Origin of the sequence: Halopiger goleimassiliensis (genome assembly GCF_000455345.1) — an archaeon.
Classification (GTDB): domain Archaea; phylum Halobacteriota; class Halobacteria; order Halobacteriales; family Natrialbaceae; genus Halopiger_A; species Halopiger_A goleimassiliensis.
Genome location: NZ_HG315691.1, coordinates 422,889 through 444,190, shown reverse-complemented (window position 1 = coordinate 444,190; position 21,302 = coordinate 422,889). Strand labels below are relative to the sequence as shown.

Annotated in this window: 25 protein-coding genes; 13 read left to right on the top strand and 12 right to left on the bottom strand. The window is 67.8% G+C overall.

From position 1 onward, the window contains the following. Window positions 1–182: 182 nt before the first annotated feature. Together TX79_RS16900 and htpX are read right to left on the bottom strand one after the other, a co-directional pair. The gene (locus TX79_RS16900) at window positions 183–443 is read right to left on the bottom strand and encodes a DUF7472 family protein (RefSeq protein ID WP_049928808.1); all 261 of its coding nucleotides are present in this window, start codon (window positions 441–443) and stop codon (window positions 183–185) included. Window positions 444–527: 84 nt separating this feature from the next. Continuing rightward, complete coding sequence (gene htpX / locus TX79_RS16895) at window positions 528–1,412, bottom strand: zinc metalloprotease HtpX (RefSeq protein ID WP_049928807.1); 885 nt, start codon at window positions 1,410–1,412, stop codon at window positions 528–530. A gap of 287 nt (window positions 1,413–1,699) precedes the next feature. On the opposite strand from htpX, the gene TX79_RS16890 reads away from it, so the two are divergent. Continuing rightward, window positions 1,700–2,893, top strand: a complete 1,194-nt coding sequence (locus tag TX79_RS16890; RefSeq protein WP_049928806.1) for a 60S ribosomal export protein NMD3 — start codon at window positions 1,700–1,702, stop codon at window positions 2,891–2,893. Continuing rightward, window positions 2,886–4,127 (top strand): class I SAM-dependent methyltransferase, encoded by a 1,242-nt coding sequence (locus TX79_RS16885; RefSeq protein WP_081655630.1) that lies wholly within the window; start codon window positions 2,886–2,888, stop codon window positions 4,125–4,127. Before TX79_RS16890 ends, TX79_RS16885 begins: the two co-directional genes overlap by 8 nt. 330 nt (window positions 4,128–4,457) lie before the next feature. Here the strand turns inward: TX79_RS16885 and TX79_RS16880 are convergent, their stop codons facing one another. Together TX79_RS16880 and TX79_RS16875 are read right to left on the bottom strand one after the other, a co-directional pair. Next, window positions 4,458–5,069 carry a helix-turn-helix transcriptional regulator gene (locus tag TX79_RS16880; protein ID WP_049928804.1) on the bottom strand — a complete coding sequence of 204 codons (612 nt, stop codon included), beginning with the start codon at window positions 5,067–5,069 and terminating at the stop codon, window positions 4,458–4,460. A 103-nt stretch (window positions 5,070–5,172) separates the two neighbouring features. Then, on the bottom strand, window positions 5,173–5,817 hold the full coding sequence (locus TX79_RS16875) for a hypothetical protein (RefSeq protein WP_049928803.1): 645 nt from the start codon (window positions 5,815–5,817) through the stop codon (window positions 5,173–5,175). Between the two features lie 225 nt (window positions 5,818–6,042). Here TX79_RS16875 and TX79_RS16870 point away from each other — a divergent pair, with 225 nt between their 5' ends. The 4 genes from TX79_RS16870 (at window position 6,043) to TX79_RS16855 (ending at window position 9,358) form a co-directional block, all read left to right on the top strand. Then, window positions 6,043–7,590 carry a hypothetical protein gene (locus TX79_RS16870; protein WP_049928802.1) on the top strand — a complete coding sequence of 516 codons (1,548 nt, stop codon included), beginning with the start codon at window positions 6,043–6,045 and terminating at the stop codon, window positions 7,588–7,590. A 196-nt stretch (window positions 7,591–7,786) separates the two neighbouring features. Then, a complete protein-coding gene (locus tag TX79_RS16865) occupies window positions 7,787–7,990 on the top strand; it encodes a hypothetical protein (RefSeq protein ID WP_049928801.1) in 204 nt (67 codons plus the stop codon). 77 nt (window positions 7,991–8,067) lie between these two features. Beyond that, on the top strand, window positions 8,068–9,090 hold the full coding sequence (locus TX79_RS16860; RefSeq protein WP_049928800.1) for a Cdc6/Cdc18 family protein: 1,023 nt from the start codon (window positions 8,068–8,070) through the stop codon (window positions 9,088–9,090). 31 nt (window positions 9,091–9,121) lie between these two features. Next, window positions 9,122–9,358, top strand: a complete 237-nt coding sequence (locus TX79_RS16855) for a glutathione S-transferase N-terminal domain-containing protein (protein WP_049928799.1) — start codon at window positions 9,122–9,124, stop codon at window positions 9,356–9,358. A 96-nt stretch (window positions 9,359–9,454) separates the two neighbouring features. Here the strand turns inward: TX79_RS16855 and TX79_RS16850 are convergent, their stop codons facing one another. Continuing rightward, a complete protein-coding gene (locus TX79_RS16850) occupies window positions 9,455–10,000 on the bottom strand; it encodes an HIT family protein (protein ID WP_049928798.1) in 546 nt (181 codons plus the stop codon). A 335-nt stretch (window positions 10,001–10,335) separates the two neighbouring features. Here TX79_RS16850 and TX79_RS16845 point away from each other — a divergent pair, with 335 nt between their 5' ends. After that, the gene (locus tag TX79_RS16845; protein ID WP_049928797.1) at window positions 10,336–10,536 is read left to right on the top strand and encodes a DUF7835 family putative zinc beta-ribbon protein; all 201 of its coding nucleotides are present in this window, start codon (window positions 10,336–10,338) and stop codon (window positions 10,534–10,536) included. A gap of 100 nt (window positions 10,537–10,636) precedes the next feature. Here the strand turns inward: TX79_RS16845 and TX79_RS16840 are convergent, their stop codons facing one another. Then, the gene (locus TX79_RS16840; protein ID WP_049928796.1) at window positions 10,637–11,296 is read right to left on the bottom strand and encodes a metalloregulator ArsR/SmtB family transcription factor; all 660 of its coding nucleotides are present in this window, start codon (window positions 11,294–11,296) and stop codon (window positions 10,637–10,639) included. A 57-nt stretch (window positions 11,297–11,353) separates the two neighbouring features. Beyond that, the gene (locus tag TX79_RS16835; protein ID WP_049928795.1) at window positions 11,354–12,214 is read right to left on the bottom strand and encodes a hypothetical protein; all 861 of its coding nucleotides are present in this window, start codon (window positions 12,212–12,214) and stop codon (window positions 11,354–11,356) included. A gap of 277 nt (window positions 12,215–12,491) precedes the next feature. Here TX79_RS16835 and TX79_RS16830 point away from each other — a divergent pair, with 277 nt between their 5' ends. Genes TX79_RS16830 through TX79_RS16815 form a run of 4 tightly spaced genes read left to right on the top strand, consistent with a single transcriptional unit; the run spans window position 12,492 to window position 15,957 of the window. Next, window positions 12,492–12,890 (top strand): DUF5802 family protein, encoded by a 399-nt coding sequence (locus TX79_RS16830; protein ID WP_049928794.1) that lies wholly within the window; start codon window positions 12,492–12,494, stop codon window positions 12,888–12,890. 29 nt (window positions 12,891–12,919) lie between these two features. Beyond that, window positions 12,920–13,855: a Vms1/Ankzf1 family peptidyl-tRNA hydrolase gene (locus tag TX79_RS16825; protein ID WP_049928793.1), complete on the top strand. Its 936-nt coding sequence runs from the start codon at window positions 12,920–12,922 to the stop codon at window positions 13,853–13,855. Window positions 13,856–13,906: 51 nt separating this feature from the next. Beyond that, window positions 13,907–14,929, top strand: coding sequence for a DUF1611 domain-containing protein (locus TX79_RS16820; protein ID WP_049928792.1), 1,023 nt, complete (start codon window positions 13,907–13,909; stop codon window positions 14,927–14,929). Continuing rightward, window positions 14,926–15,957 carry a dipeptide epimerase gene (locus TX79_RS16815; protein WP_049928791.1) on the top strand — a complete coding sequence of 344 codons (1,032 nt, stop codon included), beginning with the start codon at window positions 14,926–14,928 and terminating at the stop codon, window positions 15,955–15,957. The genes TX79_RS16820 and TX79_RS16815 overlap by 4 nt, the downstream gene beginning before the upstream one ends. A 3-nt stretch (window positions 15,958–15,960) precedes the next feature. Here TX79_RS16815 and TX79_RS16810 read toward each other — a convergent pair whose 3' ends face one another. From TX79_RS16810 to TX79_RS16795, 4 genes are all read right to left on the bottom strand, one after another. After that, the gene (locus TX79_RS16810) at window positions 15,961–16,689 is read right to left on the bottom strand and encodes a 3-oxoacyl-ACP reductase family protein (protein ID WP_049928790.1); all 729 of its coding nucleotides are present in this window, start codon (window positions 16,687–16,689) and stop codon (window positions 15,961–15,963) included. A gap of 41 nt (window positions 16,690–16,730) precedes the next feature. Next, window positions 16,731–17,375 carry a 2-phospho-L-lactate guanylyltransferase gene (gene cofC / locus TX79_RS16805; RefSeq protein ID WP_049928789.1) on the bottom strand — a complete coding sequence of 215 codons (645 nt, stop codon included), beginning with the start codon at window positions 17,373–17,375 and terminating at the stop codon, window positions 16,731–16,733. A 145-nt stretch (window positions 17,376–17,520) separates the two neighbouring features. Further along, window positions 17,521–18,699 carry a tubulin/FtsZ family protein gene (locus TX79_RS16800; protein WP_049928788.1) on the bottom strand — a complete coding sequence of 393 codons (1,179 nt, stop codon included), beginning with the start codon at window positions 18,697–18,699 and terminating at the stop codon, window positions 17,521–17,523. A gap of 272 nt (window positions 18,700–18,971) precedes the next feature. Continuing rightward, window positions 18,972–19,865, bottom strand: a complete 894-nt coding sequence (locus TX79_RS16795; RefSeq protein ID WP_049928787.1) for a complex I NDUFA9 subunit family protein — start codon at window positions 19,863–19,865, stop codon at window positions 18,972–18,974. Window positions 19,866–19,946: 81 nt separating this feature from the next. On the opposite strand from TX79_RS16795, the gene tmk reads away from it, so the two are divergent. Further along, complete coding sequence (gene tmk, locus TX79_RS16790) at window positions 19,947–20,543, top strand: dTMP kinase (RefSeq protein WP_049928786.1); 597 nt, start codon at window positions 19,947–19,949, stop codon at window positions 20,541–20,543. A gap of 318 nt (window positions 20,544–20,861) precedes the next feature. Here tmk and TX79_RS16785 read toward each other — a convergent pair whose 3' ends face one another. Then, entirely contained in the window at window positions 20,862–21,092 is a 231-nt protein-coding gene (locus TX79_RS16785) for an Lrp/AsnC family transcriptional regulator (RefSeq protein WP_049928785.1), read from the bottom strand. Window positions 21,093–21,103: 11 nt separating this feature from the next. Here TX79_RS16785 and TX79_RS19435 point away from each other — a divergent pair, with 11 nt between their 5' ends. Continuing rightward, on the top strand, window positions 21,104–21,292 hold the full coding sequence (locus TX79_RS19435; RefSeq protein ID WP_154660573.1) for a hypothetical protein: 189 nt from the start codon (window positions 21,104–21,106) through the stop codon (window positions 21,290–21,292). Window positions 21,293–21,302: the final 10 nt, after the last annotated feature.

The following is a 21,302-nucleotide window of genomic DNA, read 5'->3' as shown; positions in this document are numbered from 1 at the left end:
CGTCTGAGCGAAGCAAAAACGTCGGAGTCGAACCCCGACCGGAGCGAGCCGTGAGGGGGCCACCCAGCGGGACCAGTTCGTCACGGCGGGGGACCGCGGCCGACGAGCGTGACTCGAGGCGGCGTCGCAACTGCGCAGGCGCTATGCCGGCTGACCAACGACAAAAGCACCCCGTCGATCGCTTACGCCGTGCTCTGGGCGTCCACGTCGTCGTCCTCGAGTCCCTCGCCCGGTTCGTTCATGACGTACGCCAGCACGAGGCCGGCCGCGGTCAGGAGGAAGATGAAGCCGACGATGGCCCCGACGAGGAGTTCCGCTCCGTCGGACGAGAGGGTGCCGGTGTCACCGCCGTAGGTGGTGCCGATGACGTACATGGTCCCTAACATCGCGAAGACGGCGGTGACGGCGACGACGATTTGGATGATTTGCTCACGGTCGAGCATCGTAGGAGTGGTTTCTACGGCCAGGGCAAAAGCGCTTCGAAGCCCTCGAGCGAGGCGGTCGCGACCGCCGAGGTCGCGGAATCGTCAGGGAGAGGCGATCTCGCGCTCGAGCTGTCGGAGCTGTTCGATCCGCTTCTCCGTCGGCGGGTGGGTACTGAACAGCTGTCCGACGACGCCGGACTTGATGGGAATGATGAAGAAGGCGTTCATCTCGGCCTCCTCGCGCATGTCGTTTTTCGGGACCTGGTCCATCCGACCGGAGATCTTCATGAGTGCGGAGGCGAGCGCGGAGGGGTTGCCGGTGATCGACGCGGCTCCTCTGTCGGCGGCGTACTCGCGGTACCGCGAGAGCGCGCGGATGAGCAGGTAGCTGATTATCCAGACGACCAGCGAGACGAGGATGGCGACGACGATGCCGCCACCGCCGCCCTGCCGGCCGCGACCGTGGCCGCCGCCGAAGAACGCTCCCCAGCGGACGATCATGAACGCGATGGTCGAGAGGAACGAGGCGATGGTCATCACCATCATGTCCCGGTTCTTGACGTGGGCGAGTTCGTGGGCGATGACGCCGTCGAGTTCCTCTCGGTCGAGGGTGGTCAGCAGTCCGGTCGTCACGCAGACGGCGGCGTTCTTCTGGTTGCGCCCGGTCGCGAACGCGTTGGGCACGTCCGAGTCGACGACCGCCACCTTCGGTTTCGGGAGGTCGGCCTGCTGGGAGAGCCGTTCGACCGAGGCGTGCAGTTGCGGGTACTCGTCGGCCGAGATCGTCCGCGCGCCCATACTCTTGAGCGTGAGCGTATCGCTGTAGTAGTACTGCACCAGCGACATGCCGGCAAACAGCACGGCGAAGACGAGGAAGCTGCCCATGTAGGCGGCGATCACCCCTGCGAAGACGATGTACAGGGCGAACAGCATGAACATCGTCAGGAACATCCGGAATCGTAGCCCCCAATCCGCCTGCCAATCCATACGTGAGTCTACGTCGTCGAGCGGGATAAGTATCGTCGGTGCGGTGGGGGTTACCGGTTCGCCGCCCGTCCCGGCCACCGTTCGTCGAACCCCTTCGTTTCGCATGGAGACCGTGTGACGTGGCGACGTCTGACGTTGCCGAATTCGCCCCTGTCCGACGTGCGTCAGACGATCTCGCCGGGGATTCTCGCGGTCGCTCGAGCGACGGTCCCGCTCGCCCGAATCCGCTCCGGTCCGGGCGGGGAGAGAGCGCGCCGCTTAACTCCGTCAGTCGACAAGTGACGCCAATGAGCGAGTCGCGAGCCTTCTGTCCCCGCTGTGGGGATCCGGTGCCGGATCGGTCGGCGGGCGACGGCGACCCTGCTGCCAGTGGTCACGCTGCCGACCCCCTCCGCCCGGGTGCCGAGGTCGAACTCTGTGACGCCTGTTACTTCGAGGACTTCGACTTCGTCGACGCGCCCGACCGGATCCAGGTGCGGGTCTGTGCCCAGTGCGGCGCGGTCCACCGCGGGAACCGGTGGGTCGACGTCGGCGCGCAGGATTACACCGACGTCGCGATCGAGGAGGTCAGCGAGGCGCTGGGCGTCCACGTCGACGTCGCGGACGTCGCCTGGCAGGTCGAGCCCGAGCAGGTCGACGAGAACACCATCCGGATGCACTGTTACTTCACGGGCGTCGTCCGGGGCACGCCGGTCGAGGAACAGGTGACCGTACCGGTCAAGATCGCCCGCCAGACCTGCACCCGCTGTGGCCGAATCGCCGGCGACTACTACGCCAGCATCGTCCAGATCCGCGCGGACGGTCGGACGCCGACGACCGAGGAGATGGACCGCGCGAAGGAGATCGCAAATCAGGTCGTCGCCGACATGGAGGCGACGGGCGACCGCAACGCCTTCGTCACCGAGATGGGCGAAGTCGACGACGGCCTCAATATCAAGGTCTCGACCAACAAGATCGGCAAGAAGATCGCGAACAAGATGATCCAGGAGTTCGGCGGCACCGTCAACGACGCCGAGACGCTCGTCACCGAGGACGAGGACGGCAACGAGGTCTACCGGGTCACGTTCGCCGTCCGCCTGCCGCCCTATACCCCCGGCGACGTCATCGACCTCCGGAACGACGACGGGGGACCGGTCCTCGTCCGCAGCGCCCACGGCAACCTGAAGGGGACGCGGGTGACCACCGGCGAGCGGTACGAGGCCAGCCACGAGGAGGGCAACTCGCCCGACGCGCGAAAGCTGGGCGAACTCGAGGACGGCGTCGAGACGACGGTCGTCGCCGTCGAGGACGAGAACGCCGTGCAGGTGCTCGACCCCGAGACCTACCAGGCCAAGACCGTCGCCAGGCCGGACTACTTCGACCCCGAGGCCGAGACGGTGCCCGTGCTGAAGAGTCGGGCCGGACTGCACGTCCTGCCGGATCCGGACCCCGACACCGGCGACGAGGACGACGATCCCTACGATCCCTACGACGATGACTGACGAGGCCGACGAGCACCTCCCGGACCCGAACGCGGACGCGCCGCTCGCGGCCGTCGTCGAGAACCCCCGCGCCGAGACGGCGATCGAGTCGCTCCGGGCGGAGGGCGTCTACGACGACTCGCGGAAGGTCCGCGAGGTGCGCGGAGAAGGTGACGCGACCCGCGAACGCGACGACCTGGACCGCGTCGCGCTCCCGATCACCGAGCCGCCGACGGAGACGCGCGTCCTCGAGGTCGTTCGCCAGGTCGATCCCGAGCCCCGCAACCCGGATCTGGAGGACCTGCTCGCGGACCGCGGCTGGAGCGACGACGAGATCGAACGCGCGCCCGGATCGTGGGCCGTGATCGGCTCCGTGGTCCTGGTCCGAGTTCCCGAGGACTGCCCGGACGAGACCGACCTCGGCGAGGCCCTGCTGGAACTTCAGGGCGGGGTCGACAGCGTGCTCGCCGACGAGGGCATCGCCAACGAGGGAACGGCCGGAGTCTACCGCGAACCGCGGACGCGGCTGCTCGCCGGCGACGCCGACACCGAGACGATCCACACCGAACACGGGACGCGGTACGCGCTCGATCCGGCCGCGGTCATGTTCTCGCCGGGTAACCAGGCCGAGCGGGCCCGCATGGGAGAGGTCGTACGTGCGGAGTCACGCTCCACGGACCGCTCGAGCGGTTCGCCGCGAGACGGCGACGCCGAGCACGTCTTCGACATGTTCGCCGGGATCGGCTACTTCACGCTGCCGATGGCCCGGGCCGGCGCGCGGGTGACCGCGACCGAGATCAACCCCACCGCCTTCCGCTACCTGCTCGAGAACGCGATGTTGAACGACGTCGGCGACCGCGTCGACGCCTACATGACCGACTGCCGCGACCTCGCGGCCGAACTCGAGGTCGACCGGGTCGTGATGGGCTACTACGGCACCGGCAACGAGGGAGCGAACGGGACGACCGCCGCGGAGGACGAGGCCGACGCGACCGACGGCGCGGACGGGGGCCAGCCCACGCGGGACGACGGCGCGCACGCCTACCTCGAGGATGCGCTCGCGGCCCTTGCCCCCGGCGGCGTCGTCCACTATCACGAGGCGACGCCGGAGGCTCGCCTCTGGGAGCGTCCCGAAGCGCGACTCGAGCGGGCCGGGACCGAAGCGGGCCGGGCCGTCGAGGTGCTCGAGCGACGCCGCGTCAAGAGTCACAGTGCGGGCGTCGAGCACGTGGTTGTCGACGCGCGCTTCGACTGATCGCGTCCCGTCTCTCCGCATCGTGTCACGCGAGTGGACGGTCGGTGCGGCTCGAGTGGCGGTCTCCAGCGTACCGGTCACGGCCCGTGACGGTCGTGACATTCATACTCTCGTAGACGGTTCCTTCGAACATGGACCTGAACCAGATCCTCGCGCTCGTCTTCGCGATCCTCATGGCGAGCTCGATGGTCGTCATGAGCGGTCTCGTGATATTCTAACGGCAACCCGTCGGGGTTCGCGTCATCCACGACCGTCGATCGACGCCCGCCGAGCCGCGGTTCGGTCAGCCGAGGTCGTTGCTCTCGGTTTCTCTCGCTCTACTGGCTGTCCTCAACGGAGTCGCACGACGTTACCCATGCCGCGCCGTTTCCGCTCGACCAGCCCCTTGCTCTCGAGGCCGTCGAGCGCGCGGCTGACCGAGGCCTTCGACACGTCGGTGCGCTCGACGATGTCGCTCTGGGGGACTCGCCCGTCGGCCTCGAGCACCGTCTCGTAGACGACTCGTTCGGTGTCCGCGAGGCGGTCGGCCACCTCCTCGAGTTCCTCGCGTCGCCGCTCGAGGAGATCCGCGCCTCGAGCGGACGCACGGCCCACCTCGCGGTCGATCTCGTCGTCGATGCCGTCGTCGCGGTAGCTGAACCCGCGACCGTCGGTCGGCGCTCGATCCGGATCGGCTTGCTCGTCCGTCTTCGACTCCGCCGTCGATCGTCGCCCCTCGAGTACGAGGTAGGTGCCGCTCGCACCGAGCAGCGACGCTGCGACGGCAACGACGCCGACCTCTCGATAGGTGAAGTAGCTGCCGAGTTCGACGACGTCGCCCCCGTTCGTCCCGGCCGTGACGACGATCTGTGGGGGGTTCAACAGCTGTGCGACGGCCACCAGGACGGCGGCGACGAAGACGATTACGGCGACGTGAAACGTCGTAGGGAAGGCTCGAGACATGGCTGTCAGTCGGGAGCGATCGGCGGCAGTTGGTCGGCGGTCGACGCTCGGCGATGGACGCGGTTGGGGGCGAGAGTTTCGCGGCTCGATCCGCGACGGTCGCTCACGACGGGACCACCTCCAGCCGGAGCATCGCGTCGACGGCCTCGGCCTCGAGATCGACGAGCAACCGATACTCCGCGGCTTCGGCCACGGGTTCGACGATCACGAGCGCGCGGTCGTCGAGCACCGTTGGGCCGTCGCGGTCGACCACGACGGGGTCCTCGTCGACGACCTCGAAGCTACCGGCGTCGGAGCCGTCGGTCGGCGCTGCCGTCGGATCCAGGGCGGCCAGTTCGGTCGGCTCCTGGGGGACCGTCGCGTCGGTGAGCGGGACCACCGTCAGCGTCGCCATCCCGGCGGGCTCGAGGCGGTCGACCAGCGTCTCGTTCGTCGCGACGACCTCGCGTGCGATCGCCCGCTGGTGGTCGCGCAACGCCGGCGGCTCGCGCCTCTCGGTGATCACGGTAAACTGGCCGTTCTCGGCGGCGATCTCGAGGCGCTCGACGCCGCGGACGTCCTCGAGGACGGTCGTCTCGCTCCCGTCGCCGTGGACGAACGTCAGGTCGTCGCCGACGACGAACTCGCCGGCGGTGTCGGCCGTCGCCCCCGGAGCGATGCCGGTGACGGTCGCGAAGCCGGCGAGGCTGACGCCGAGGACGACCAGCGACGAAAGCAGGACGACGCGTGCCGGATCGACCGCGATCATCGCTCTGCGAACGGGTCTGACAGCGCCATGAAGATTACGATTCGCCGCCAGGACTGGAGTCTGAAACGCCGTGAAACAGGTGTGAAACGCGTTTCGGAACGCGTTCCGCGGCCGTTTCCAACGGGGATTGATGTGGCGTTTCGCACAACGATCGACCGGCGCGATCCGGACGCCGCGGGGGGACGTCCCCACGTGGCACCCGGATCTCCGCCCACTGTGGTCCCCATGAACCGAGACTACCGATACGCAATCTACGCGTTCGCGCTCGCGGCGATCGTCACCCTCTCGAGCGGGTTACTGGTCGTCGCGGGCGAGGCGAACGCGGACGAGCCGGAGGTACAGTTCACCGAATCGAACGTCGAACTGCTCGAGGACGACGTGCTGACCGACGAGGAGGTCGAGCAATTGCCCGACCTCCTCTGGGCCACCGACGAAGTCCGCGACCACTTCGTCGGCGACGACGCGCTCGCCGACCCCACGGACCTCGAGTTCACGGTGGCCGAGCGGACGACGTACGACGAGGACGAGGAAGCGTTCGTCCCGGTCGACGACGTGGTCGAGGTCACGATCTCGCCCGCGGACGATCGGTTGCCCTACGTATCCGCGACGGTCGATCTCGACGCGGAGACGGTCGACGTCGAGAGGCACCTGCCGTCGCTGGACGAGGTCGACCTCGTCGTCGACGACGCGGCGAGCGACGAACAGTTGAGCGACGAGGAACGCGCCGCCCTCGAGCGCGCCCTGCTCGCGGACGCGGACGCCGAGTGGAAACTGGCCTCGCACCTGGACGCGCCCGACGAGGTGACGGTCACGGTCCTCGAGCGCGACGGCGACCGCGTGACGGTCGACCTCGGCGCGCCCGACGCGGAGGGGACGATCGAGGCGACCGTCGATCTCGACGCCGAACACGTCGACGACCTGCAGGCCAGCGGCGAACTCGTCTTCGAGGTCGGCGATGCCGACGACTACGAGATCACCGCGGTCGAACCCGGCGACGAGGTCTCGATCGCCGTCGATGGAAACGGATCGACGGCCGTCGCGTCGCCCGGCCCCGCCGAGGGGATCGAGTTCGAGGTCTCCGTCCCGAACGAGACCGAGGTCGAACTCGAGGACGTCACGGCGACGCTGGTCGATCACGACGACATCCTCGCGGACCGCGACGCGACCGCGTTCGCCGAGCGCGTCTGGACGGACGCCGTCGCGTCGCAGTTCGAGGACGCGGAGGCGGTCGAGATGGCCCTTCACCAGGAACGCGAACTCGACGCGGACCGCGAGGAGTTCGTTCCGACCGACGGCGTGCGCGTCGAGGTGACGCCGGTCGACGGACGGCTGCCGTCCGTCGACGCATCGGTCGACCTCGAGGACGGAACCGTCGAGGTCGTACGCTCCGTTCCCGACCTCGGCGACGTCGACCTCGAACTGACCGATCCGGACGACCTGCTGACCGACACCGAAGCCGATCGACTCGCGGACCTCGTCGTGGAGGACGGGAAGACGCGGTACAACCTCCAGACGCAGTTCGACGACCTCGACGCGATCCGCGGCACCGTCACGGAGACGACGACCGCCGACGGCGACGCGGTGCTCGTCGAACTCACACCCGCCGACGGCGACCCGTCGGCGACCGTGGTGGCGACCGTCGACCTCGAGACGGAGACGGTGGTCTCCTCGTACACGATGCTCGAACTCGAGTTCGAGTCGTCCGACGTCGAGGTCGTGGACGCCGATTCCGCGGAGACGGGTGAGACGATCACGTTGACGTCCGACGAGTGACCGCCCTCTCCCCGTCGGCTCCCCCGCCGCCCCGTCGATTCCGGCCCCGCTGACGCAGCTACACCACTCGCGGTCGTTACGTCACCTTCCACCGTTCCGGGTAGCCGATCCCGGACGACCGCGACCGCCGCTTCGATTCTGTAACTATCGTTGGTTCCGAACAAGGCCTATCACTGGGGAGACGTAACTGTAACCGATGACGTCACCGACACACTCCACGACCGCACGCCGGCGGAAAGCCGTCCTCTTCTGCCCGTCGTGCGCCCACGAAGGCACCGCCGACGACGACTGGCTCGAGATCGCGGACGACGGCGTTCGCTGCCTCGTCTGTCCGGCCTGCGGGGAGACGATCGACTGCCGGTCGCGGCGGTCGCCCCGACCGCCCGCGGAGGCCGACTGACGACCGACCGGTCGCGTTTCGGAACTTTCGGAAACGGCCCACCGTCGTTTAAGCCGATCGACGCGTAACGAGGGCGTGTGATCGTCGACGACCGGGTCCTGCGCGAGGACTTCGTCCCCAGCGAGGTGGTCCACCGCCACGACGAGGTGAACCTCCTCTCGGAGACGCTCGAGCCGCTGCTGTACGGCGAGCGGCCGGAGCCGGCGTTCTGTTTCGGCCCGACGGGCGTCGGCAAGACCTGTATCGCCCGCTACACGCTCGAGCAGTTGCGCGCACAGGATCCCGAGGTCCGGGTGGCCTACGTCAACTGCTGGCAGGAGTACACCCGGTTTCGGGTGCTCTACGCGGTTCTCGAGGCGATCGATCGGACGATGGACGTCCACCGGTCAACGCCGAAGGACGAACTGTTCGGCCGGCTCGAGGCGGCCGACGACCGGCCGATCGTCGTCGTCCTCGACGAGGTCGACCAGCTCGAGGAGACGGCCGCGCTGTACGACCTCTACCGGCTCGGCCACGTCTCACTGGTGTTGATCGCCAACCGCGAGGACGAACTCTTCGCGGGGCTGGACGACCGGGTGCGCTCACGGCTGCGGGCCGGCACCCGGGTTCGCTTCGAGCGCTACGGAACGGACGAACTCGCGGCGATCCTCGAGACGCGGGCGTCGAACGCGCTCGAACCGGACGTCGTCACCGACGCCCAGCTTCGACGGATCGCCGACGCCGCCTCCGGCGACGCCCGCGTCGGGATCGGTATCCTCCGGTCGGCCGCCCGCCGCGCCCAGCGGGAGGGGCTGGGGACGATCACCGACTCGGTCCTCGAGGCGGCGATCCCCGACGCACAGACAGCGATCAGGCGCAAGACGCTCGAGGGGCTGATCGAACACCAGCGCGTGCTCTACGACGTGATCGCGGAGGCGGGCGAGATCGAACCGGGCGACCTCTACGCGGCGTACGAACGCCGGGTCGAGGAGCCAAAGACCCGCCGGACGCTGCGCAACTACCTGACCAAGATGGTCCACTACGACCTGATCGAGGCCGTCGGCAAGCGCCGCGGCCGGAGCTACCGGATCGTCGACGAGGACGTCGATCGCGACGGCTAACCGTTTTGCGCGTTCGCTCCGAAGGAGGGGTATGCCCACGCTCTACCAACTCGAGGGCTGTCCGCACTGCGAACGCGTCGCCGACCGACTCGCGGAACTGGCCGTCGACTACGACTCCGTCTGGGTCGACGCGTTGCACTCGGAACGGGACGAAGTCAAACGCATCTCGGGCCAGCGGGAAGTACCGGTACTTGTCGACGAGGCCTACGGGGTGACGATGGCCGAATCCGACCGCATCGTCGAGTTCCTCGAGACGACTTACGCCTAAGTTCAGGTCCGCGGCGGCCTTCGGGACGACGCCGATGCCGCCTTCAAGGGCCTTCGGGTTGGCCCCCGGACGACGGGTACCGGCCGGCACTCGCCGCTAGTCGAACGCGAGCACGACCGCGCCGTCCTCGTCGGGAACGGAAGCGCCGTCCTGCGCGGCGAACGCCTCCCGGACGCGCTCGTACGTGTCCTCGAGCGCCTCGACGATGACCGAGGTGTCGCTTATGACGGGCATGAAGTTTGTGTCGCCCTCCCACCGGGGGACCACGTGGGTGTGGAGGTGGTCGTCGATCGACCCGCCGGCACCGTCGCCGAGGTTGAGGCCGGCGTTGAAGCCGTCGGGGTCGCTCGCCGCCTCGAGGGCGTCGAAGGTACGCTGTTTCAGGCGAGCGTGATCGAGCAGTTGCTCGTCCGTGAGGTCGCGGTAGTCGCCCGTGTGGGCGTGGGGGATCACCATCGCGTGGCCCGGATTGTACGGGTAGTTGTTCAGCATGACGAACGCGTGCTCGCTGCGGGCGACGATCAGGTTCTCCCGGTCACGACCCTGCTCGGGGAGTTCGCAGAAGACGCAGTCCTCGACGTCGGGGTTTTTCTCGTCGCGTCGAATCCACTCGATCCGCCACGGTGCGAACACCTGCTCCATACGTCCCGCTACCGTCGGCGGAACTAAACGGGTTGTGTCCTCGTCGCGCCGTCACGGCGATCGGTCGACCTCGCTCGGTTCGACGACTGTCCACTCGACCCCCGGCTTCGCGAGACTGTCAACGCGAGATACAATCAGGCCGCTCGACAGCGACGTCGATCTACCGCGTTCCAGACAGGCCCCGGCAGCTACGTTCGGCGTTCGCAGAACTCGCGGAGAACAGTTCATAAACGGTATCGAACCCTCACGGGCCGCGACGCCGATTTTGACGGTCGACGACTCACGACGTGAAATGAAGCATGCCTTTAAGATAGTAGTATGGAAAGGAGGCAGTAATGGCAACGACAGATGACTCATTCAACGGCCTGACCGAATACTGTGACGACTGCGAACTGGAGACCTTACACGAGATCTCCGTCCAGATCCGAACCGAGAGCGTCAAGGAAGAGAACGCGCAGTTCTCCCGCGAGCCCTACCGCGTGAAGGAGTGTCAGCGCTGTGGAAATCGGAGCAGCCAGCGGATGAACAACGCCTGATCGGCCACCTGCGGTCGTTCGGACGACCCCCACCCCCTACGCGGTGTGCGCCACCGGCAGTTGTCCGGGGGCGACGACTTCGACTCCTCGTAGCGTCCGCTCAGGCGCTCGTCGTTAGCTCCCAGCCGCGTTCCGTCCGACGGACGATCCCTTCGTCAGCCATCGTCTCGAGCAGCTCAGCGACCAGTTCACGCGGTGCATCGACGTCGCGGCTGAGTTCGTCGACGGATTTCGGCTCGGCGCGGACGCTCGCCAATAGGTCGGCGTAGATCCGGCTCTCGGGGCCGGCACCGACGCTCTCGGAGATCCGGTCGAGGACGTCACACAGCCGCCCCTGAACCCACCGCTGGGCGAGCGAGAGTTCGTTCTCGAGCTGTTCGAGGTCCTCGAGCGCCGAGAGCAACTCGTCGAGTTCGTCCGTCTCGCTCCAGTCGACGTCGAGCGAGAGGTGTCTACAGGTCGTGATGTCGAAACTGCTGTTGGCAGGGTAGGCGCTCTTGCTCGCGAAGCCGTAGGGCGAGACGTTCACCTCGAGGCGGACGTTCCGGGCGATGTGAAAGTACTTGCGCCGCTGGTCGTCGATCCGACTCTCCACGAGGCCGGCCTCCTCGAGTTTCCGCAGGTGTTCGATGACGGCTTTCGGACTCACGCCGAGGTACTCCGAGATCTCGGTCACGTAACAGGGCTTTCGGGCGAGCAATCGGAGGATCCGTCGCCGGTTCTCGTTGCCCAGTAAATCCAACAACGCGGCGGAGTCCATCGACCGGAGGTAAGGTACCCCCGCTGAAAAACGTGTCTGCTCGGAAACGCTCGAGCGTTACTGGCCGGTGCCGTCGGGTGGACCGTTGCCGGGCGACCCCTCGTCGTCGGTCGCCTCGTCCCCGCCGTCGTCACCGTTCGTCTCCGACCCGCTCTCGCTATCGGAGCCGTCGGCGGTACCGTTCGGCCCCGATCGCTTCTCGTTTGGCGGGTCCTGATCGCCGTTCGGAGGGCCCTGCTCACCGTTCGGTGGTCCCCGCTCGTCGTCGCTCGGCGGCCCTCGGTCGCCGTCCGGCGGGCCGGCCGATCCGTTCCCGGCCGCCCGGGGACGGTCGTCGTCCGCCTGCCCGGGCGGTACGTTCTCGAACGGCGGGCCGCCGCCGGATCGATCGCCGAACCCGGGCAACTGCCGTGCCGTCTCGGCCACTTCGGGGCCGACGAGATCCCTGGCGTTCGTTCGCAACGCCTCGAGTCGGTCGGCGTCGGCACCGGTCTCGTTCGCTCGCTGCTCGATCCGGTCGATCGACCGCTCGAGCGCGCGTAGTTCGACCGTCAGCCGGGTCACGCCGACGTGCCGTCTGAGCGCCGAGCGGTTCCCTTCCTCGAGCAGCTCCGCCCGTTCGTTCCGGAGCGACTCGAGTTTCGCCTCGATGTCTTCGGTTCGCTCTGCCACGAGGTCGGCACGGCTCTCGTTGGGCGCGTTCTCGTAGGCCGCGTCGAACAGCCCGGATTCGACCGAGTGCTCCGCCGCGGCCGCGTTCGCCTGCATGAGCGTCGACACGTTCGCCTGGGGTGCCGACTCGGACGCCGATCCGGTCGATTCGTTGGTCACGGTTGCGGCACCCGCCGCTGCCGGGACGACGGTTACGCCGAGGGCTGCGATTACGACCAGAAGCGCGGCCATCCGAGTCGCGGTCATCACGCGATGGAATGCGCTACCTCCCTAAAAAGTCGAACTTTCGTTCGGACCGTTTACTCGCCGCTGTCGTCGGACGAAACGAGTCAAAAGCGTTCAAACACGGGCCTGTCGCTTTCGTTCGTACCTGGAGCCGGGGCATCGAACCGGTCGTTCCCGGTCGGCCGATTCACGGTCGAACCCCTGTCGCCCCGGTGCCGTCTTCGAGTGCTCTGATAGCGATCCGGCATAAAGCTGTTCGCAAATGGTTATGTGTCTCCGGACCATGGGTGTGTATACCATGTTCGAGGTGTTCTCTCGGAGCTACTATCTCGGACGCCTCTACGTCACCCCCACTGACAGCGACCGTGCGCTGATGCACAGCGAGCAACACGAACGGATCAACGAGCAAGTGTACGCCAGCGGCGACGGACTCGAGCCGCTGGATACGCCGCTGGTGATGAAACTCGAGTCACAGCACTTCCCGGTTCACGGCGACGAGTCGGTGCCGGCGAACACGCTCGCGGTCCCGGAATCGTTGCTCGAGGGAACCGACGTCCGCAACCCGCCGTCGCTGCGGGAGGTGTTTCTCGCCCGCCGCGACCGTGCGCGACAGCTGCTCGAGTTCGCCGGCGGCTGGCAGCCGCCCGGAGTCGACGGCGTCGACTCCGACGACGAGTTCCCGAACGTCGGAACCTAGAAGTAGCCTCGCTGTACTGTTTCGCCCGGATGTTCGACCTCGACCAGCTGCTCGGACGGGCGTCGCTCAAGGAGCGCATCGACGAACTCGAGGACGAGAACGAGCGGCTGCGCGAGCGCTACGAGGCCGAAGCCGACCGGCGAGCCGAGGCGACGACCGCCAAACAGGAGGCCGACCGGGAGATCAACCGGCTCGAGGACCGGATCGCCCAGCTGGAGGGCGAACTCGAGCGGACCCGCGAGGACGAGGCCGGCCCGGCGTTTCGCCGCCGGGATCGGATCCGCGGGGCCGAACTCGACGCCGTGCTCGACCGGCTGGAATCGGTCCGGACCGGTCCCGAGGGAGCGCTCACGGCCGTCTTCGCGGACGGAGACGATCTCCGGTCGCTCGAGGACGGGGACATCGACTCGATCCTGGGCGACCGGCTCACCCTGCTCGAGGACGCGACGCCCTGTCTGTGCTGTCTCGACGACGCCGGACTCGTCGCCGTCGCGCTCGAGCCGCCCGTCCGTCCCGCTCTCGACCCGGCGTGGGACGACCGGTTCCGGCTCGAGCGGGAGTGGTTCCGGCCGACGGGACGTCACGTCCTCGCGCTCGTTCGGACGGACGTGTTCGCCGTCGGCGTCTACGACGGCGACGAGCGGATCGACTACCGGGGCTTCGAGAGCGACGTGAAGGGCAGCCACTCGAAGGGCGGCTTCTCGCAGGCCCGGTTCGAGCGGATCCGCGACGAACAGATCGACGACCACCTCGAGCGCGCCGCCGACGCGCTCGCGTCGACCCTCGCCGACGTTGAGGAGGGCCGGCTGTTCCTGACCGGCCAGCGCGGCGTCCTCGAGACGCTGGCCGAGGAGTCGGGCCTCGAGCCGGACGCGACCGCGGCCGTCGACGCGACCGGCGATCCGGAGTCGGCGCTCGCCGACGCCCGTCGCTCGTTCTGGACGACCGACCTGTACGTGCTGTAGTCGCCTGCCGGACTGCCGCAGTTTAAGTACGTTCTCGCTCTTGTCGTGGGTATGCGCGTTGCGATTCTCGCCCACGAGAAGTTTCCCGACCGGGCCAAGACCGCGCTCGGTGTTCTTCGGTACGCCGACTACGAGGCGGTCGCGGTGCTCGACCGCGAGAACCCCGGTCGGCGAGTGAACGAGTTCGTCCCCGACGTGCAGGACGCGCCCATCGTTTCGGGGATGGACGACATCGAACCCGAAGCGGTCGACGCCCTGCTGATCGGCATCGCGCCCATCGGCGGCGGCTTCGACGAGAGCTGGCGCGAGGACGTCCGCACCGCCCTCGAGTCCGGCTGTGACGTGATCTCGGGGTTGCACTACTTCCTGGCCGAGGACGAGGAGTTCGCCGACCTAGCCGCCGAGCACGGCTGCGAACTGCGCGACGTCCGGAAGCCGCCGGCGGACCTGACGGTCGCCGAGGGCGTCGCGGGCGACGTCGACGCGGAGGTGATCACGACCGTCGGCACGGACTGCTCGGTCGGCAAGATGACGGTCACGATGGAACTCGCCCGTGAGGCGCGCGAGGCGGGCTACGACGTCGGCGTGATCCCCACCGGCCAGACCGGCATCATGATCGAGGGCTGGGGGAACCCGATCGACCGCGTGGTGTCGGACTTCACCGCCGGTGCGGTCGAGGAGATGATCACGGAGGTGGGCGACGACCATGACTACCTGCTCGTCGAGGGCCAGGGCAGCATCGTCCACCCCGCCTACTCGGCGGTCACCTGCGGCATCCTCCACGGCTCGATGCCCGACGGGCTCCTGCTCTGTCACGACGCCGGCCGCGAGGCGATCCACGGCTACGAGTCGTTCCCGCTGCCGTCGATTCCGACGTACGTCGACCTCTACGAGGAGCTTTCAGCGCCGGTTTCCGGGGCCGACGTCGTCGCCGGCGCGCTGAACACCGCCGACCTCGAGGACGACGCGGCCGCCCGCGAGGCCGTCGACGCCTACGCGGCCGAACTGGACGCCCCCGCGACGGACGTCATCCGGTTCGACGCGGCGGACCTGTTCGAGGCGATCGTCGAATGACGCTCGAGACCGCCTTCGAACGGCGTACGCTCGACCTGGAGTTCCCGTTTACGATCGCCCGCGGCACGCAGACGGAGACCGAGGTCGTCACCGTCCGGATCGCGGACGAGGACGCGGTCGGCGTCGGCGGGGCCGGGCCGTCGGCCCACTACGGCGAGACGGCCGACACCGTCGCCGCCGTCCTCCCGGACCTGCTGGCGGTCGTCGAGGACGTGGGCGATCCGCACCAACTCGAGCGGATCGAGCGTCGCATGCGCGAGACCGTCCGGCGGAACCCGGCCGCCCGCACCGCCGTGAGCATCGCCCTGCACGACCTCGTGGCCAAACGGCTCGAGGTACCCCTCTACCGCTACTGGGGACTCGACCCGACCGAGACCGTCGCGAGTTCCTACACCATCGGTATCGACGACACCGAGACGATGCGCGAGAAGACCGAGACCGCCCTCGAGCGCGGCCACGAGGTCCTCAAGGTGAAACTGGGGACCGACCGCGACCTCGAGATCGTGGAGGCGATCCGCTCGGTCGCGCCCGACGCGCGACTGTACGTCGACGCCAACGAGGCCTGGACGCCGAAGGAGGCCGTCCGGAAGATCGAGCGCCTCGCCGACTACAACCTCGCGTTCGTCGAACAGCCGGTCCCAGCCGAGAACCCGGAGGGGCTTCGGTACGTCTACGAGCGCTCGCCGCTCCCGATCGCCGCCGACGAGTCCTGCGTCACGCTCGCGGACGTTCCGAAGATCGCGGACCGCTGCGATATCGCGAACCTGAAGCTGATGAAGTGCGGGGGCCTCCGAGAAGCGAAACGGATGATCCACGCCGCCCGCGCCCACGGCCTCGAGGTCATGCTCGGCTGTATGTCCGAGTCCAACGCCTCGATCGCGGCTGCCTGCCACCTCGCGCCGCTGCTCGACTACGCCGACCTCGACGGCTCCCTGCTGCTCGCCGACGACCCCTACGACGGCGTGCCGATGCTCGGCGGCCGGATCGACCTCGAGGCGCTCGAGCGGCCCGGGACGGGTGCGAGATAACGCTCAGCCCATTCGCTCGCCGCCGTTGACGTTCAGCGTCTCGCCCGTCACGAAGGTGGCGTCGCGGAGGTACGCCACGGCGTGGGCGATCTCCGCCGGCCTGCCGTACCGGCCGACGGGAATCTCCGCGAGTTCTTCTTCCTTCTCCTCGGGCGTCCGATCGGCGGTCATGTCGGTCTCGACGTGACCGGGCGCGACCGCGTTCACCCGGATGTCGGGTGCGAAGTCCCGCGCGTGGCTCCGGGTGAGCGAGAGGAGCGCCCCCTTCGAGGCGGCGTAGTGACACTCGATCGCCGCGCCGGTGTGAGCGAGAATCGAGGAGACGTTCGTCACCGAAGGGTCGTCTGCCGACGCGCGGAGGTAGGGGAGCGCCGCCTTCGTAACGTTGAACGCCGAGTTGACGTTGACGTCGACGATCCGGTCGAAGTCGTCCGGATCGAGGTTCTCGGTGTAGACGTGCTGGTCGATCCCGGCGTTGTTGACGACGTGATCGACGCCGCCGAACGCCTCCGCGGCGGTCTCGACCAGGCGCGTTGCGGCCTCGGCGTCCGAGACGTCCGCGCCCACGGTGATCGCGTCCCGGCCGCGTTCGCGGATCTCGTCGGCCACGTCCGCCGCGGCCTCCTCGCTGGAGCGGTAGTTCACGGCGACGTCGTAGCCGTCGTCGGCGAACCGGAGCGCGATCGCCTTTCCGAGTCCTCTCGAGGAACCAGTCACGACTGCGGCTGGCATACGTCCACGACGGACCGGAGTGACAATGGATCTGTCGCCGGTCAGGGCGCGCTCGAGCGCGTGACGGCGACCCGGCCGTCGTCCGTCGCGAGTTCGAACCCGAACTCGCGAAGCAGGGACGGCGCTCGCCCCTCACCGTGGAGGAGCACTTCGACGAGATCCGCCGGTTCGTCGACGTCGGTCCCGAGGCGGAAGGAGTCGACCGTCTCGACCGTCGCGTCGACTTCGCGGGCGATCCGGCGGTGGTCCCGGTAGGACGCGCCGTGGTAGTCGACCCGGAAGTCGGGATGGCTGACTACGAGCGCGTTCGTCCCGCCGCCGCGACCCGGCGCGATCACTACGTCGGCGTCGGGTGCAAACAGTCGCTCGAGCGCCGCCGGCGTCGCGAGCGCGAGGTCGGCCATGATGACGGCTACGGGATCGTCGGTCGCCGCCGGGAGTCGTGCGTCGACCGCCTCGGTCAGCGGCCGTTCGTCGACCGTAACCGGGACGTCGGGGATCGGCGGATCGCCGTCCGCCGCGAGCGGGGCCGTCGCGACCACCGTCGGCTCGTGACCCGCCTCGCGGATCGCCGCGAGCACGTCGGCGAGCATGGTGCGGGCGAACCGCGAGCGCTCGCGGTCGCTCAACACGGACGCGAGCCGGGTCTTGGGCGTCTCGGCGGCGAACGGGACGAGGACCTGCATCTGTCCGTGATTGGCCGTTCACGAGCAAAAGAACGTCGGACTCGACCGCGCCGCGGAGAACAACCACGGGACCCACGCGCCGACCGGTTCGTGCCCCCCGACACGAGCGCGGTCCGCTCTCTCGACCCTTGACCCTTGGTCGCCGCTAGAACAGCGGCTCGAGTTCGTCTTCGTCGTCTTCGACGAGTTCTTCCAGTTGCTCCTCGCTCTCGGCCTGGATCTCGTCGATGTTGTCCTGTGCCTCGATCGCGACCTGCTGCAGGCGCTTGATGCGCGGAACGTTGGTGACGCCCGAGAGCAGGATCGCCGCGGCGACCTCCGGTTCGTTGCGGGGATAGTCACCGCCGCGGACCTCCATGCTGCCGGTCTCCTCTTCGAGCCACTTGCGGCCGCGTTCGATGCCTTTCCGGTTCAAATACTCCGAGGGGCCGGCGAGGACGAGCAGGGCACGCTCGGTGCCCTCGATCTCACACGGGAGCGTGAGTCGCCCGAGCGCGGCTTTGCGAACGAGGCTCGTGATTCGGTTGGTCGTGTTCGCGGCGTCGAGGTCGTCCGAGCCGGCGTCGTCGCCCGTAAACCGGGACAGCAGGCCGCTGCTCTGGTTGAGTTCGACCTGCTCGCTCGCGAAGCCGACGGTGGAGACGCCGCCGCCGGAGAGCGTGTTGATGATCTCGGAGGAGTCGACGACGCTCTCGGCGACGTCCTCGTCGCCGGTTACCTCCCCGGCACCGAAGAGGATGCCAAAGCGTCGGACGATCTCCTCGTTGATCTGGTCGTAGCCGCCTTCGACGGACTCGCCGGTCTGCCGCCAGGAGTCGTTGTCGAAGACCATCAGGTTGTCCACTTCGCGGACGAACGTCTGGAACGATCGCGCCGCGTTGAGGGTGTAGATACCCCCTTCGTCCGTCCCCGGCAGGATGCCGAGGCCGTACACGGGGATCGTGTAGATCCGCTTGAGGTGTTTCGCGAGGACGGGCGCGCCACCGGATCCGGTGCCACCACCCATGCCGGCGACGATCAGGAACGCGTCGACCTCGTGGGTCGGAATCTGATCGATCGCGTTCTGCACTTCGTCGATGTCCTCTTCGGCGATTTCCGCGCCGAGCTCGTTGTCCGCACCCACGCCGTGGCCCTTCACGCGGGCCTGGCCGATGAGTACGCGGTTCTCTTGGGGAATCCGCTCGAGACCCATCAGGTCTGCTTTCGCGGAGTTAACCGCGATCGCGGCGCGGACGATCCCGCTGTTGGTCCGATCGTCGTACTCGAGGAATCGATCGACGATCTTCCCGCCAGCCTGTCCAAATCCGATCATCGCCAGCTTCATTGTTTGTCAGGGGGCTCCGTTGGCTTGGAACAGTGCCATCAAGACTATAAGTCTTTTGATGATGTGAATTTCTATCACGATATATTGTCCGAAGAAATCGACGTACAGCGACGGTATCAGATCAACTCCTTATACCTATTGATTCTGTTTCATAATCGCGCTGCCGACTATTTATAATAAATGTTCCGGCCCGGGCGTCCCCTCGCACGCGGTCCGTCGGTTTGCGTGGAACCGCCGTTCGGGCGCTTCCCTGGCCCCTATTCGCGGACTCGTCACTGTCCCGACTCGGTCTCGAGGTACGACCGGAGCGTCAGCAACTCGTCGACGTCGACGCCGAACGCCGCGACGTCGTTGTCGGCGACGGTGTTGTCGAACTCGAGCGAGCGCGCCTGGTCGGTGCCGAAGGGGACGAACGGGATCGGATCGATCGCCGTCAGGCCGACCTTCGCCAGGACCATCGGAATCGGGAGCACGGTGACGGATCGACCCTCGGACTCGTAGACGAGTTCCGTCACGTCCGCGAGCGTGTACACCTCGGGGCCGCCCAGTTCGTAGATCTCGCCGACGTGGGCGTCGTCGACCGCTGCGTCGGCCAGCATCGGCGCGAGGTCGCCGACCCAGATCGGTTGAAAGCGGGTCGTCCCGCCGCCCGGCAGGCCCGTCAGGTACGGCGTCGTCAGCGTCTTCGTGAACCCGACGAACTCGCCGCCGTCGCCGAAGACGACCGACGGGCGGACGATCGTCCAGTCGAGACTCGAGTCCCGGACGACCCGCTCGGCCCGGCCCTTGGCGCGGATGTAGGCGGTCGGCCCGTCGGGGTCGGCCCCCAGCGCGCTCATCTGGAGGAACCGGTCGACGCCGCCGTCCTCGGCGGCCCGCACGAGGTTCTCGGTCCCGCGGAGGTGGACCGTCTCGTGGTCGAGGTCGTCCGGGGGCTGGTACAGCGGCGAGAGCGCCACGAGGTTGACGACGGCGTCGTGGGCGGCGACCGTCTCGGCGATCGAATCGAAGGCGCTCACGTCGCCCATCGCCGTCTCGACGCCGTCGGGTACCCGGTCGTCGTCCGGGTTGCGGGAGAGCGCGGTCACTTCGTGGTCCCGCTCGGCCAGTTCCGCACAGAGGGTCGACCCGATGAAGCCGGTGCCACCGGCGACGAGGACCTTCATACCCGGAACGTACACGTGAAGCGACAAATAGCTGGCCGCGTACCGTGGCGAGTTAAGTGGTTCTCACCACGAGGTGCGTGCATGCTGGTCACGCTCGAGGGACTGGACGGCAGCGGCAAGACGACGGTCTGGGAGGCCCTGCAGGACCGCTACCCCGACGCCGTCTTCACCCGCGAACCGACGAACGACTCCTGGTACGGCGAGGCCGTCTACCGCTCCATCGAGGACGACGACGCCGACTCGCTGGCTGAACTCTTCCTCTACACCGCCGACCACGCCGCCCACCTCTCCCGGACGGTCGAACCCGCCCTCGAGCGCGGCGATCTCGTGATCTCCGACCGGTACTCCGACTCGCGCTACGCCTACCAGGGTGCGACCCTCGCCGCGTACGACCGCCTCGAGACCGATCCCCTCGAGTACGTCGTCGACGTCCACGCGCCGTTCACGATCGATCCCGACCTGACGATCTACCTCGAGCTCGACCCCGAAACCGCCGCCGAACGCGCCGGTACGACCAACAAGTTCGAACACGCCGAGTACCTCGAACGCGTCCGCGAGAACTACGACCGCCTGCTCGAGCGCTTCCCCGATCGGTTCGTCCGCGTCGACGCGAAACAGGACCCCGAGGCCGTGCTCGAGGCGGTCGAGGACGTGTTGGCTGACGTCGTAGACAATTAAGTGGAGACCAGTGGCCGGGAGCGCGGCTCGAGCAGATGCGAGAGCCGTGCGACTCGGGGGAGGGCAGGCGACTAACCGGACTCACCGCGAGCGAACCCGAAGGGTGAGCGAGCGGGCCGACGACCGATGTGAGCGAGTGACCGATAGCGCGGCGCTACGCGCCGCGGAAACGCGAACGGCGAGCGTAGTGAGCCGTGAGCGAGGGAGCGAGTGAACGGAGGGAGGAGTGCTTTTGGTCCAGCTTTTACCGAGGGACACCGCGCTGCGTGGCAGCGTTGCTGCCACCAGCGCGGCAGACCGCAGGGTAAAAGGTGGGTCTTAGTCCATCGCGATGTACGTCTTCGTGTCGGTCACGCCCTCGAGTCCCTGGACGCTCGAGGAGACGGCCTTGAGGACGTCGTAGACCTCGGGAGCGTCTACCTCGGCGATGATGTCGTAGTTGCCCGCGACGATGTGGGCGTCGGAGACGGCGTCGACGTCCCGGATGGACGCGAGCAGCCCCTCGGACTTTCCGGCGGCCGTCTTGACCATGATAAACGCGTGAACCATCGCTCGCTGGTGTGGTACTCTCTGACACGACTAAAGCCTTTGCCCGCTGGCTGTCACGCGCGTCGGATGGACGGACTGTCGCCGTCCGGCGATCGTCGTCGGTTCCGACCGGCGCTCGAGCACCGGTCGGCGAGCGGGAAGCGCTCGAGGCAAAGATGGGAGAGTGGTGGCGAAACGCCGGCGTTCCGGCGAACAACTAAGTAGCTCCGA